General features: G+C 66.7%; 10 protein-coding genes. 2 read left to right on the top strand and 8 right to left on the bottom strand.

Annotated elements, in window-relative coordinates; genetic code table 11:
* Positions 1-43 precede the first annotated feature (43 nt).
* The 8 genes from QQK63_RS09295 to QQK63_RS09330 form a co-directional block, all read right to left on the bottom strand.
* The gene (locus QQK63_RS09295; RefSeq protein WP_277824543.1) at positions 44-1,699 is read right to left on the bottom strand and encodes a hydantoinase B/oxoprolinase family protein; all 1,656 of its coding nucleotides are present in this window, start codon (positions 1,697-1,699) and stop codon (positions 44-46) included.
* Positions 1,696-3,780: a hydantoinase/oxoprolinase family protein gene (locus tag QQK63_RS09300; protein WP_277824545.1), complete on the bottom strand. Its 2,085-nt coding sequence runs from the start codon at positions 3,778-3,780 to the stop codon at positions 1,696-1,698. Before QQK63_RS09300 ends, QQK63_RS09295 begins: the two co-directional genes overlap by 4 nt.
* A 1-nt stretch (position 3,781) precedes the next feature.
* Positions 3,782-5,122, bottom strand: a complete 1,341-nt coding sequence (locus tag QQK63_RS09305) for an NAD(P)/FAD-dependent oxidoreductase (protein ID WP_277824546.1) — start codon at positions 5,120-5,122, stop codon at positions 3,782-3,784.
* Positions 5,119-6,057: a hypothetical protein gene (locus QQK63_RS09310; RefSeq protein WP_277824548.1), complete on the bottom strand. Its 939-nt coding sequence runs from the start codon at positions 6,055-6,057 to the stop codon at positions 5,119-5,121. The genes QQK63_RS09305 and QQK63_RS09310 overlap by 4 nt, the downstream gene beginning before the upstream one ends.
* Positions 6,054-6,584 carry a winged helix DNA-binding protein gene (locus tag QQK63_RS09315; RefSeq protein WP_277824551.1) on the bottom strand — a complete coding sequence of 177 codons (531 nt, stop codon included), beginning with the start codon at positions 6,582-6,584 and terminating at the stop codon, positions 6,054-6,056. Before QQK63_RS09315 ends, QQK63_RS09310 begins: the two co-directional genes overlap by 4 nt.
* Positions 6,581-7,885, bottom strand: a complete 1,305-nt coding sequence (locus QQK63_RS09320; protein WP_277824553.1) for a TRAP transporter large permease — start codon at positions 7,883-7,885, stop codon at positions 6,581-6,583. The genes QQK63_RS09315 and QQK63_RS09320 overlap by 4 nt, the downstream gene beginning before the upstream one ends.
* A 1-nt stretch (position 7,886) precedes the next feature.
* Positions 7,887-8,447 carry a TRAP transporter small permease gene (locus QQK63_RS09325; protein ID WP_277824555.1) on the bottom strand — a complete coding sequence of 187 codons (561 nt, stop codon included), beginning with the start codon at positions 8,445-8,447 and terminating at the stop codon, positions 7,887-7,889.
* 69 nt (positions 8,448-8,516) lie between these two features.
* Entirely contained in the window at positions 8,517-9,497 is a 981-nt protein-coding gene (locus QQK63_RS09330) for a TRAP transporter substrate-binding protein (protein ID WP_277824557.1), read from the bottom strand.
* Positions 9,498-9,698: 201 nt separating this feature from the next.
* Between QQK63_RS09330 and QQK63_RS09335 the strand changes: the two genes are divergently transcribed.
* Both QQK63_RS09335 and QQK63_RS09340 read left to right on the top strand, forming a co-directional pair.
* A complete protein-coding gene (locus tag QQK63_RS09335; RefSeq protein ID WP_277824559.1) occupies positions 9,699-13,316 on the top strand; it encodes a hydantoinase B/oxoprolinase family protein in 3,618 nt (1,205 codons plus the stop codon).
* Between the two features lie 65 nt (positions 13,317-13,381).
* Entirely contained in the window at positions 13,382-14,242 is an 861-nt protein-coding gene (locus QQK63_RS09340; protein WP_277824561.1) for an isocitrate lyase/PEP mutase family protein, read from the top strand.
* The last annotated feature ends 10 nt before the right edge of the window (positions 14,243-14,252 follow it).

Raw genomic sequence — 14,252 nt, forward strand, 5'->3', positions numbered from 1 at the left:
CCACCGCCTGCACAGCCCGAACAGATGCGATTCGCGGACAGGCTCAGCCCTTGTTCGGGACCTGTCCGTAGTCACGCGCGGCGGATACGGCGTCGATCAGGCCCGCCTCCAGATCGGCGGCGAGCGCTTTGGGATCACGCCCCGATGGAGCGCCGTAACCGCCCCCGCCGGGCAGGGACAGGCGCAGGCGCTGCCCCGCCGGAATGGCCTGTCGCCCCTTGGACCGAAGCGGCGTGCCATCGGCCAATTCGACGCGGCCCGGTGCCCCCGGCTGCCCGCCCTCGCGTCCCCGCGCGGGGTGGTCGACCCGATCGAACATGGCGTTGAACCACAGCGCGTAGCCCTCCCGCGCGCCGATCTCGATCACCTGACCCAGCCCGCCGCGCAGGGTCCCGGCCCCACCGGAATTGGGGCGCAAATCCTTGCGCCAGACGATGATAGGGCCGACATGCTCCGTCGCCTCGACACTCATCGTGGACACGCCCGAGGGGAAGGCCGTGGCCGACAGCCCGTCAAGCCGAGGCCGCGCACCCGTTCCGCCCGAATTGAACATCAGGATTTCCGCAGGCGGCAGCCCGCTGTGAGGATCAAGGGGGCGCGCCGAGATCTGGATGTTCCACAGCGCCGAAGCACCTTCGGCAGGAACGGTGCCTGGCATAGACCGATGCAGCGCGCCAAGCACCACATCGGGCACCAGATGCCCAAGGACATGGCGCACCGACACCGGCGCGGGTCGGCGCGCGGCAAGGATCGACCCCTCGGGCGCAGAGATGACAAAGGGCGCAAGGCTTCCCGCGTTGTTCGGCACTTCGGGGGCGATGGCGCATTTCAGCGCGTAGCAGGCATAGGCGCGGGTATAGACCTCGGGCACGTTCACGCCAAAACTGCTCATCCCGCTGGTGCCGGTGAAATCCGCCACGATCCGCGATCCTTCGGCCTGCAGGGTCACGACCATCTCGACCGGCGCCTCGAACCCATCGACGGTCATGGTGTTGCGATAGTGTCCGGGCGGCACGGCGGCGATGGCCGCCTCGGTCGCCCGCCTGCTTGCGGTCAGAATGAACTCGGACAGCGCATCCAGATCGTCGATCCCGAACTCATCCAGCATCGCCTGCAACCGCCGGTCCCCCGCCGCATTGCAGGCCGCCAGCGAATACAGATCGCCGACCGTCTGGTCGGGTGTGCGGACATTGGCGCGGACGATGCGGATCAGCATGTCGTTGACCACGCCCCGTTCCGCGAATTTCGAGATCGGGATCAGCAATCCCTCCTCGTAGACCTCGCGGCCATCGGGGCCGAAACCGCGCCCGCCGATGTCGACGACATGGGCCGTGGCGGCGAAGAAACCGATCAGAAGGCCGCGTCGGAACACCGGGGTCACGACCGTGATGTCATGCAGATGGCCCGTTCCCATCCAAGGATCGTTCGTCAGGTAGACATCGCCTTCATGGATGTTCTGCGCCCCGATGCCCGCGATGAAATGGCCGACGCTTTCGGCCATGGCGTTCACATGGCCCGGCGTGCCGGTGACGGCCTGCGCCATCATCCGCCCCTGCCGGTCGAACAATCCCGCCGACAGATCGCCCGCCTCCCGCACCGAGGTGGAAAAAGCGGTGCGGATCAGCGTCGTCGCCTGTTCCTCGACCACCGCGATCAGGCGGTTCCACATGATCTGGAAATCAATGCTGTCGGGGGTCATGCGATATCCTCCTTGCGGATCAGCAAAAGGCACCCATCCGCCTGCCCGACGGCGCGGAAAGCCGAGGTGACGATGGTCGATGTCTCGTCCTCGGTGATGATCGCGGGGCCATCGACCCAAGCGCCTGCGATCATGTCGGCGCGGGCGATTTCGACGGCCTCGACCTCCTGACGCAGGGCTGCATCGAAAAACCGGCGGATCCGACCCCGCGCGGCCGGGCTGCCCCCGAGGCGACGCTCGACCGGGGCCGGATCGGGCGCGCGGGTGGCCACGGTCAGCGACCAATTGGTGATCTCGGGGACCAACCCTTCGATGATCCGGCCAAAGAGGGTGCGATAGGCGGTCTCGAACGCGGTGATCAGACCCGGCACATCGCTGGCGGAAAACCGGTCCTGCGCCAGCGGAACGGGGATTTCCCACCCCTGCCCCCGGTAGCGCATGAAGGCCGTCAGCCGCGTCACGGTTTCCGCCCCTGCCGCCCCCACCTCGACAAAGGCGCGGGCCTCGGCCTCCATCGCGGCAAGCGTCGCGTTGACCAGATCGGCATCGAACCCGTCGAGCGGCTGGAACAACCCGCGCGTCGCCTCGAAACTCACGGGCGCGCGCAGAAAGCCAATGGCCGATCCGACCCCGGCACCGGGCGGGATCAACAGGGCCCTCAGCCCCAGCTTCTCGCACAAACGACAAGCGTGCAGCGGCGCGCCGCCGCCGAAGGCAACCATGGTGAACGCCTCGATATCGCGGCCGTTTTCCACCGCATGGACACGGGCCGCATTGGCCATGTTCTCGTCCACCATCTCGGTCACGCCGAAGGCTGCGGCTTGAACGTCCAGACCCTGCTGCCCCGCAACGCCGGCCATCGCACCTTCGGCCAGTTCCGCCGACAGCGGGATCGCCCCGCCCGCGAAAGCCTCCGGATCGAGCCGCCCGAGGATCAGGTTGGCATCGGTCACCGTGGGCTCGCTCCCACCGCGCTGGTAGCAGGCCGGGCCGGGTTCGGACCCGGCCGAGCGCGGGCCGACCTGTATCCGCCCCATCCTATCCACGGAGGCGATGGAACCGCCACCTGCCCCGATCTCGACCATCTCGACCACGGGTGTGGAAACGATCATCCCCGAGCCCTTCTTGAACCGGTAGGTGCGGGCGATTTCGAAGGAATTCGCCGTCTTGGGGGTCGCCTGTTCCACAAGGCAGATCTTGGCCGTGGTGCCGCCCATGTCGAAACTCAGCACCCGGTCGATCCCGTGCGCGCGCGCATAGCCCGCCGCAAAGATCGCACCGCCCGCGGGCCCCGATTCCAGCAGGCGCACCGGCTGTTCGGCAGCCGTCTCGACCGAGATCAACCCGCCCCCCGAATGCATCAGGAAGACAGGCGCACCGATCCCCGCGCCGCGCAGCTTGTCGACCAGCCGCCCCAGATAGGCAGAGACCTGCGGCTGGACATAGGCATTGGCGATGACCGTGTTGAAGCGCGGCAATTCCCGCAACTGGGGCGAGATGACCGAGGAGATCGACACCGAAAGCCCCGGCGCGACCTCGGCCAGCGCCTCGGCCATCATCCGTTCATGGGCATCATTGGCATAGGCATGGAGCAGGCCGATGGCGACCGCCTCGTAACCTTCGGCCGCGATCTTCGCGGCCATCGCGCGCGCCTCTGCCATATCAAGGGCCAAGAGCACCTCACCCTTGGGGCCGATACGCTCGGACAGGGTAAAGCGGTCCTTGCGAGGCACCAGCGGCAGGGGCAGCGTCAGGTTCAGGTCGTATTGCTCGAACCGGTTCTCGGACCGCATCTCGATCACGTCGCGGAACCCTTCGGTCGTGATGAAGGCCATGCGCGCCCCGCGCCGTTCGATCAGTGCATTGGTGACGAGCGTGGTGCCATGGATCACCTGCGTGATGTCGCCGGGCTCGATGCCCGCCTGCCGCGTGGCAGACAGGATCGCGGACAGGATCGCGCGCTCGGGCTGGGCGTAATCGGTCAGCACCTTGCCAGTGACGAGACCCCGCCCGGTATCGAGCGCCACATCGGTAAAGGTGCCGCCGATATCGACGCCGACCCGGTTCGGGGGCAAAGCCATGTCAAAAACCCTTGAGGAACTGGTTGGCGACAAAGGACAGGTCATAGACCCGCCGCATCAGCGGTGCGGTCGGCACCGCCGCAGGATCCGTCACCGGCAGCGGCAGATCGGCAATATCCGTCCCCGTCAGCAGATCGGCCATCGCCTGGCCGAAAATCGTGCCGGTGATGATCCCCCGCCCGTTGTAGCCGATGGGGGTATAAAGCCCCTCGTCCAGCACATGGATGCGCGGCAGGTGGTCGGGCGTCATCGCGATCTGGCCATGCCACGCCTCCTCGAATTCCACGCGGCCCAGTCCGGGGTAAAGCCGTTTGAGCGTCCGCTCCGCCCAGCGCCGAGACAAGCCGCCGTCGCGGCTGCCGATGACCCGCCCCATGGACCCGATGATCAGCCGCCCCCGCGCGTCTCGCCGGATCGAGGTCATGACAGGCGCCGTGTCCCAGACCCCTTGCCGACCCGGCAGGATATGTTCGGCCTCGGGCCCCAGCGGTACGGTGGCGAACTGGAAATAATGGATCGGGGTAAAGGTCGATTTCAGCCCCGGCCAAAGCGCATCGGTATAGGCATTCGTCCCCAGCACCACGGCCCGCGCCGTGACCGGCCCATGATCGGTCTCGACCCGCCAGCCGCCGCCTTGGTGCTTGTGCAGGTCGGTGACGCGCACGCCGGTGGATAGGCCCGCGCCCGCCGCCCGCGCCGCACGTGCCAGACCCCTTGCATAGCCCATCGGGTTCACCGTGCCCGCGCGGTGGTCCAGTAGTCCGCCGACGTAGCGATCCGTCCCCAGAGCCTCTTCCGTCTGCGCCGCGTCCAGCATCTCGACCGGCTCGCCCATCGCGGTCCATTCGCGCCAACGCCCTTCCAGATCCCGCAGGCCGGATGCGGCATGGGCGGCATGGATCGTGCCCGCCCGCGTCGCCTCGCACCGGATTTGGTGCCGCTCGATCAGGTCAAAGACCATCGCCGGCCCATCGGCAAAACGGCGCAGGAACCGCGGGCCATAATCCGGGCCAAGGGCCGCGCGCACCTGTGCGGGCGGCATCCAGACACCGGCATTGACCAGCCCGACGTTCCGGCCCGATCCGCCATGCCCGATCTCATGGGCCTCGATCACATGGGCCGATAATCCCGCCTGCGCAGCATGAAGCGCAGTGGAAAGCCCCGTGTAACCACCCCCCACGATAGCCAGGTCGACTCTTTCGGGCAAAGCCACCGGATCTGGCCGCGCCTCTTCGGCCGTGGCATCCCACAGCGAAATCGGTTCTCGCGCCGTCTTGTCCATCCCCGCATCCCCGAAAGTCGCCTTGGCCACCTTGATGGCGAGGCCCGTGGGCAGTGTCAATTTGCCCCCGCGCCCGGCCCCGCCCGTCGTCGGCGGAGCGCGATCAGCCGCGGCAGGAGCAGCGGCGTCAGGTACATCGGCACCTGAAAACACCCGATCATCAGCAACAGATCATCGGTCACCGCCGCAGGCAGAACGCCAAGGAAGAGCGCGACATTGCGATTTCCCGCGATCACCGCAAGCGCGGGCAGGTCGGGACCATCGCGCAGGACCAGCACGGCCAGCGCCTGCAGCCCAAAGCCGATGGCGCAGACCAGCGCCATGGCCAACCAGAAGCTTTCGGGATCCTCGCGGAGCGTTCGGCCCACCGCGCTCATGATGCCGATGACCACGACGGCCAATAGCACCGCGGCCAGCGCATCGATCCGGACAAAGGTTCGGGGTGTCGCCTGCACCATTCCCCGCGACCGGAGCCACAATGCCACGCCACCCGCCAGCGCGATGATGAGGAGCAGCCGAAACACCGCGCCGATCACCTCGGACGCGCCGCCAAAGGCCGGGACGACCGCAAAGATCGGGACCACCGTCAAGGGCAAGAGGGCGGTACCGATCACCGTCTGCCGCAAGGCAGGCGCAGGGTCGCCCCCCGCCATTACCGCGAAATGCGCTGCCCCCGTCAGTGGCGCGGCGCACAAAAACAGGACAGCCCCCAGCGCGAATCCACCCTGCAAAAGCCCCGCCGCCGCCAGTGGCAGGGCCACGGCCAGCGGCAGCGCCAATTGCAGGACCAGCGCGCGCAATCCGGCGTGCATCAGCCCCGAGCGACCGATCCGCAACCCTTCGGGTCCGATCCGCAGCACGGCAAGAAACAACAAGATCACCACGACTGGCCCGATGATCGGGCGCAGCGCCTCGGCCAGCGTGGGCGAGACCAGACCGATCACCAACCCACCGGGCAGCATCCAGCGCCCGCTCCGCGCGAGCCAGCTGATCACAGCGCCGCCGCACCCCGCGCGGCCTGATCATAGGTCCCCGACAAGGCGCGCAGCAACGAGGCCACCCGGCTCATGTCTTGCGGATCATGGCCCAACTGCCGTGCCGCCCGCACCAAAAGCGCCTCGCGCACCTCCTTGTAGCGGGCGCATAGCGTCGCCCCTGCCTCGGTGATCTCGACGGTCTTTTCTTTGCCCTTGCGTCCGGCCTTCAGCAGGTGCGCCTGCGTCAGCTTCTTGATCGCGTAATTGGCCAGATGCGTATCCTCGATGTTGAGGATCAGGCAGACCTCGGCCAGCGTCTTGGGCCGGCCACGGTGATGCACGAGATGCAGGATCAAGACCTCGAGCGGGGACATGGTCGGCCCACCTGCGGCCGTCATGCAGCGGACCATCCAACGCTGGTAGGCATGGTTCGCCATCGTCAGCGCGAATTCCACCTCGGACAGCGGCGGCAGGGCGCTGTCGGCCAGATGCGCCGAGGACACGACAGGCCCGATATCGGGCGGGGTGGGACGGCGGTCGGTCATCGTGCGGACATGGTCGAGGGCAGCCAAAGCGCAATCTCGGGAAACAGCGTGAGGATCACGGTAGCCGCAACAAGCAGGAAGAAGAAGGGCGCGGCGTAGCGCGCGATGGTAAAGATCCCTTTGCCGGTGATGGATTGCAGAACGAACAGGTTGAACCCCACGGGCGGCGTGATCTGGCTCATCTCGACGACCAGCACCAGAAAGACGCCGAACCAGATCGGGTCGATCCCAGCCGCCAGAACCATCGGCAGAATGACCGAGACGGTCAGCACCACGATGGAAATCCCGTCGAGGAAAAAGCCCAAGACGATGAAGAACACCAAAAGGGCGGCAAGCAGCGCATATTGCGAGAAACCCTGCTCCCCGATCCACGCGGCAAGGCTGCGGGGGATGCCGGTATAGCCCATCGCCCCGGTCAGAAAGGCCGCGCCGACAAGGATGAAGGCGATCATGCAGGTGGTGATGCACGCCCCGCGCAGGCTGTCCCACGCGCCCTTCCGGTCCAGACCGCCGGACAGGCCCGAAATGGCCAGCGCGCCCACAACGCCCACAACCGCCGCCTCGGTCGGGGAGGCAAGACCGCCGTAGATCGACCCGATCACGGCCACGATCAAACCGACCGTCGGCAACAACAGCGCGGCCGCCCGGATCTTTTCCCGCCAGGGTGCGGGCGGTTCGGGCGGGGGCATCAGGTGCCGGTTTCGCCACGCCCAGAACATCGTGTAACCGCCGAACATCGCGGCCAGCATCAGCCCCGGCAGGACACCGGCCAGAAACAGCCGCGCGATGGATTGCTCGGTCGCGGCCCCGTAGACGATCAGGATGATCGAGGGCGGGATCAGAAAGCCGAAGGTGCCCGACCCCGCCAGCGTGCCGATGGCCATCTTGTCGTCGTAGCCGCGCGCCTTGAGTTCGGGCAGCGACATCCGGCCCACCGTGGCCGTGGTCGCCGCCGACGACCCCGACACGGCGGCGAACAACGCGCAGCCCATGATGTTGACATGCAACAGCCCCCCCGGCAGCCGCCGGGTAAAGGGCGCAAGCCCCGTGAACAGATCGGATGACAGCCGTGACCGGAACAGGATCTCGCCCATCCAGATGAACATGGGCAGCGCCGTCAGGTCCCAGATATTGAGCGCGGCCCAGGCCTTGGTCCCGAAAACGGCCCCGACCGGCGCGGGCGTGGCCAAGGTCATCGCGACAAGACCGACCGCGATCAGGGAAAAGCCGACCCAAAGTCCCAGCGCCAAGCAGGCGAACAGGACCGCGACAAGGATCAGGGACAGTGTGAAAAGGTCCATCTCAATGCCCTCCGTCGTCGATGCCACGCGCGGCCTCGGCCTTGCGGAAGGCAGGCTGGCCCGTCCGGATCGCCGCGACCAGTTCGTCTGCCAAGGCCAGGGCGAAAAGGCCCAGACCCAGCGTCATCACACCTTGCGGGATCCACAAGGGTATCCGCACCATCCCGAAGGAAACCGAATTGAACGCCCAGCTGTCCTGCGTCTGCACCCCGCTGTGCCAGGCCGCGAACAGGGCAAGGGCAAGACCCGCCGCCAGAACGATCACCGTCACGATCCGCGCCGCCATTTCTGGCAAGGCCTGCGCCAGCATCGTCACGCGCACATGGCCCGCGGCCCGCAGCGTTGCGGGCAAGGCCAGAAAGGCCGCGCCGACAAACAGGAACCCGCCGATCTCGGCCAGCGACGGCACTTGGAAACCGATGGCCTCCCCGCCGGTGGCGATCACCACGCGGTCAAGGATGCGACCGCTGATCTGTGCAAAGACAAGCACCGCGATGGTCACCAGCGATACCGCCGACGCCACCAGCGACCCGGCATAGATGAGGTCGAGCATGCGACGCATATGGGCCGCCTCCCTGTCGGAAATGACTGGAAAAAGGGCCGGGCACTGCGGCCCGGCCCGGTCTGGCGTTTATTGTGCCGCCTCGTAGGCCGCGACGATGGCCGCGCCCTCGTCACCCGCACGCGCAAGCCATTCCTCGGTCATTTGCGCCCCGGCCGCAGCCAGTGCCGCAGACAGAGCCTCGGACGGCTGGACGACGGTCATGCCGTTGCTTTCCAGCGTGGCGATCTGGGTCGCGGTCTCTGCCTCCGACATGGCCCAACCGCGCGTCTCCGCCTCGGCGGCAGCCGCCAGAAGTGCCGTGCGCTGATCTTCGGGCAGGGCATTCAGCGCCTCCGTGTTCACGAAGATCACGTTCTTGGGCAGCCATGCGTTCACGTCGACATAGACGCTGGTGTAGTCCCAAGCCTGCGAGGACACGCCGGTGGAGGGCGATGTCATCATCGCCGCGACCCGGCCGGTTGCAAAGGCGGTCGGGATGTCACCCGCCTCGACCTGCGTCGGCACCATGCCAAGGATATTGGCCAATTGCTCGGTCGCGGTGTTGTAGGCGCGGAAGGTCACGCCCTGAAGCGCCGCGGGATCGGTCACTTCCTCGGTCAGGTACAGCGACTGGCCCGGCCACGGCACAGCGTAAAGCAGCGTCAGACCCTGCTCGGCCAACAGCGCCTCGACCGCCGGGCGCGATGCGGCCCAGAGCGCGCGGGCGTCGGCATAGCTGTCGGCCAGGAAGGGAATCGAATCCGCCTCGAACAGCGGGTTCTCGTTGGCCAGGCGCGACAACAGGATCTCCCCGATCGGCGCGAGCCCCCGGCGCACGGCATCCTTGATCTCGGGATGACCGAACAGCGACCCCGCCGAATGCACGGTGATGTCGAGCTGCCCGCCGGTCGCCTCGCGCACGTCATCGGCGAATTCCATGATGTTCATCGTGTGGAACACCGTGTCGCCATAGGGCGTGGGCATGTCCCAAGCGGTCTGGGCTGCGGCGGGCAGGGTCAGGGCGGTCAGCGCGGTCGCAAGCGCGACGGTGCGGAAGGAATAGGTCATCGGGCATCTCCATGTCGGTTGGTCCGACGCCGATCAGCGCCGGAAACTGTGGTCCAGGGTTCATTGGTGACCCTGCGTAAGGAGAAGGTTGACCACTGATCGACAATTTGTCAACAAAATGTCATCGGAATGTTGGCGGGCCAAATTCAGCCCACCGGGATCGCCCGAAAAACGGGCGACATGAACAGCGGAGAGACGAAGATGGCACATGCGCCCGAGCCCTGGGATTTCTGGATCGACCGTGGCGGCACCTTCACCGACGTGGTGGGCCGCAAGCCGGACGGGACGCTGACGCCGCTCAAACTGCTCTCGGAAAACCCCGAAAGCTACGCCGATGCCGCCATCGAAGGCATCCGGCGTCTCTTGGGCGGCACCATCGAGCCTGCGCGCATCGGCACGGTCAAGATGGGCACGACGGTTGCCACCAACGCCCTGCTGGAACGCAAGGGCGACCGCACCATCCTTCTGATTACCAAAGGATTTCGTGACGCGCTCCGCATCGCCTACCAGGCCCGGCCCGACATCTTCGCCAAGGAGATCCTGCTCCCCGAACAGCTCTACGAACAGGTGATCGAGGTCGAGGAACGGCTGCGCGCCGATGGGTCGGTGGAACTGGCGCTAGACACCACGACCCTCCACGCGCCGCTGGCCGAGGCAAAGGCCAAGGGCATCGACGCGGTCGCCATCGTCTTGATGCATGCGTGGAAAAACCCCGCACATGAAGCGGCGCTTGCGGATCTCGTGCGCGGCATGGGCTTTGCGCAGGTCTCCGTCAGCCACGAGGTCTCGCCGCTGGTCAAGCTGGTGGGCCGTGGTGACACGACCGTGGTCGATGCCTATCTCTCCCCGATTCTCCGCCGCTATGTCGCCCGCGTGGCCGATGCGCTGGGGGCCACGCCCGCAGGCCAACCGGGCCCGACGCTGCAATTCATGATGTCCTCGGGCGGCATGACGGCGGCCGAGAAATTCCAGGGCAAGGATGCGATTCTCTCGGGTCCCGCGGGCGGCGTCGTCGGCATGGTGGAGACGGCGGCCGATGCAGGATTCGACCGGGTGATCGGCTTCGACATGGGCGGCACCTCGACCGACGTGGCGCATTTCGCGGGCGATTACGAACGCGCCTTCGACACCGAGGTGGCGGGCGTGCGCATCCGCGCGCCGATGATGCGCATCCACACGGTCGCGGCGGGCGGCGGCTCGATCCTCCATGCCGAACCGGGCCGCTTCCGCGTCGGGCCCGATTCGGCGGGGGCCAATCCCGGCCCCGCCTGCTACCGGCGCGGCGGTCCCCTGACCGTGACCGATGCGAACGTGATGCTGGGCAAATTGCGCCCCGAGTTCTTTCCCCGCGTCTTCGGCCCCGATCAGGATGCCGCCCTCGACGCCGACGTGGTCCGCGCGCGCTTCGCCGAGATCGCGGAAGCCGAGGGCAAAAGCCCGGAGGAGGTGGCCGAGGGTTTCCTCACCATCGCGATCGAGAACATGGCCAATGCCATCAAGAAGATCAGCGTCCAGCGCGGCTATGACGTGACGAAATACCTGCTCAATGCCTTCGGCGGCGCGGCCGGGCAACATGCCTGCCTTGTCGCCGATGCACTGGGGATGGAATCGGTCCTGATCCACCCGCTTTCGGGCCTTCTGTCGGCCTATGGCATCGGGCGCGCGACCGTGTCCGCCAGCCGACAGCAGGCTTTGGTCGAATCACTCGCCCCCGAAACCCTGCCCGCCATAGACAAACTGGCGCATGATCTTCGGGCTGCCGTTTCGGGCGAATTGTCCGAACAGGGCGTCGATCCCGGTACCGCCACCGCCGTCACCCGGCTGCACTTGCGCTATGCCGGAACCGACACGGCCCTGCCCGTCATCTGGACCGGCGATGCCAAGGCCGCCCGCGCCGAATTCGAAGCGGCCCACAAGGCGCAATTCGGCTTCGTCAGCCCCGACAAACCCGTGACCGTTGAAGCCGTCGAGGTCGAAATGACCGAGGCCGCAGGTCAACAGGCACGCGAAGCAACCGCTGCGACCGCGACGCGGGAGGCAGCCAGCGACCACCGTGTCCCGATCTTCAGCGGCGGCAAGATGGTCGAGGCCATTGTGTTCCCCCGCGAAGCGCTGTCGCCCGGCGACCGCGTTCGTGGTCCCGCGCTCATCATCGAACCGAACCAGACCGTGGTCGTAGAACCCGGCTGGACAGCCGAACTGACCGCCCGCGACGATATCGTGATGCGCCGCCACGAACGCATGGCCCGCACACAGGCCGCAGGCACCACACAGGCCGATCCGATCCTGCTCGAAGTGTTCAACAACCTCTTCATGAATATCGCCGAACAGATGGGCGTGGCGCTTCAGAATACGGCCCATTCGGTGAACATCAAGGAACGGCTCGATTTCTCCTGCGCGGTCTTCGACGCCACCGGCGCGCTTGTCGCCAACGCGCCGCATATGCCCGTCCACCTCGGCTCGATGGACCGCAGCGTCGAAACCGTGATCCGGCTCAATGCGGGCCGCATCCGCCCCGGCGATGTCTTTGCCCTCAACGCCCCCTACAACGGCGGCACCCATCTGCCCGACATCACCGTGGTCTCGCCCGTTTTCGACGACGCGGGGGACACGATCCTCTTCTGGGTCGCCTCCCGGGGCCACCATGCCGATGTCGGCGGCACCGCCCCCGGCTCCATGACGCCACTGGCGAAAACCGTGGACGAGGAAGGCGTGCTGTTCGACAACTTCATCCTTGTAGAAGAAGGTATCTTCCGCGAAGCCGCCCTGCGCCATCTCCTGACCGATCACCCCTACCCGGCCCGCAATCCCGACCAGAACATCGCCGACCTCAAGGCGCAGATAGCGGCCAATGAACGGGGGGCCGCCGAACTTCGCCGCATGGTCGCCGAATTCGGCCTGCCCACCGTGCAGGCCTACATGGGCCACGTGCAGGACAACGCGGCGGAGGAGGTCGCGCGCCTGATCGGCGGGCTTCAGGAGTGTTCCTACGAATACCCCACCGACACGGGTCAGGTGATCCGGGTCAAGATCACCGTCGACCGCGAGGCGCGGCAGACAACGGTCGATTTCACCGGCACCAGCCCCGCGATGGAAAACAACTTCAACGCGCCAGAACCCGTGACGCGCGCCGCCGTCCTTTACTGCTTCCGCGTCATGGTCGAAGCACCGATCCCGATGAATGCGGGCTGCCTGCGCCCCATCCGCATCATCATCCCCGAGGGCTCGATGCTGAAACCCGCCTATCCCCGCGCCGTCGTTGCGGGCAACGTGGAAACGAGCCAACACGTCACCAGCGCCATCTTCGGCGCGCTCGGGGCCATCGCCAATTCTCAGGGCACGATGAACAACCTGACCTTCGGCAATGACACCCACCAGTATTACGAGACGATCTGTTCCGGCTCGCCCGCGGGCGTGATGAATTCCGGTCGCGGCTTTCCCGGCACCTCGGGCGTGCATGTGCATATGACCAATTCGCGCCTGACCGATCCGGAGGTGCTGGAAATGCGCTTTCCCGTCCTGCTCGAACATTTCGCCCTGCGTCCCGGATCAGGCGGCGCGGGCCAATGCCCGGCGGGCGACGGCACCGAACGGCGCATCCGCTTTCTGGAACGGATGGATTGCGCGATCCTGTCCTCCCACCGCTCCCTGCCGCCGCGCGGCATCGCGGGCGGCGGCGACGGACAGCTCGGCCAGACCTTTGTCCGGCGCAATGACGGCACGACCGAAACGCTCGCCGCCTGCGCCCAGACCGTTCTGGAACCGGGCGAAGCGGTCACCGTCATCACACCCACCGCAGGCGGCTGGGGCAAAGCCTGACCCCTTGCGGCAGGACGGGCGCGGCGGCAAGGTCGCGCCCATCGCTGCAAGGGGAGAATGGCGGGATGAAAGCATCGACACGGCTGCGCCAGCTGATGGCGGGCGGCGGGCCGGTGGTGGCGCCGGGCGGCTATGACGGCATCTCGGCCAAGATGATCGAACGTTCGGGCTTTGCGGCCGTCTACGCCAGCGGCGGGGCCATGGCGCGCGCAACCGGCCTGCCCGATCTGGGCCTGCTGAGCATGGCCGAGATCACCGACAGGCTTGCCACCATGGTCGACGCCGTCACCGTCCCCGTCATCGCAGATGCCGACACCGGCTATGGCAATGCACTGAACGCCCAGCACATGGTCCGCGCCTTCGAACGCGCCGGCGTCGCAGGCTTTCATATAGAAGATCAGCACTTTCCGAAACGCTGCGGCCATTACGACGACAAATCCATCGTGCCGATCCGCGAGATGACGCAGAAACTCCGCGCGGTCAGGGATGCGGCCACCGACCCCGATCTCGTCGTGATCGCCCGCACCGACGGTCTGGCCGTCGAAGGGTTCGAGGCCACGATCGACCGCGCCCATGCCTATATGGAGGCGGGCGCCGACGTGATCTTCGTCGAGGCCCCCACAACCGTGGACCAGATCGAACAGATCGCCGAACGCCTCCCCTATCCCAAGCTCATCAACATGTTCGCGGGCGGCAAGACGCCCCTCATCCCCACTGACCGTCTGGGCGCGTTGGGCTATGCCATCGTCATCATCCCCAGCGACCTGCAACGCGCGGCGCTTTGGGCGATGGAACAAACGCTCGACGCGATCCGCCGCGACGGCGACAGCCGCGCGATGCAAGATCGCATGGTCAGTTTCGCCGAGCGCGAGGCGATCATCGGCACAGCCGACTGGCTTGCCCGCGACAAGACTTATGCAGTTTGAGGCAGGGACA

Source organism: Roseicyclus marinus, assembly GCF_030163795.1.
Classification (GTDB): domain Bacteria; phylum Pseudomonadota; class Alphaproteobacteria; order Rhodobacterales; family Rhodobacteraceae; genus Roseicyclus; species Roseicyclus marinus.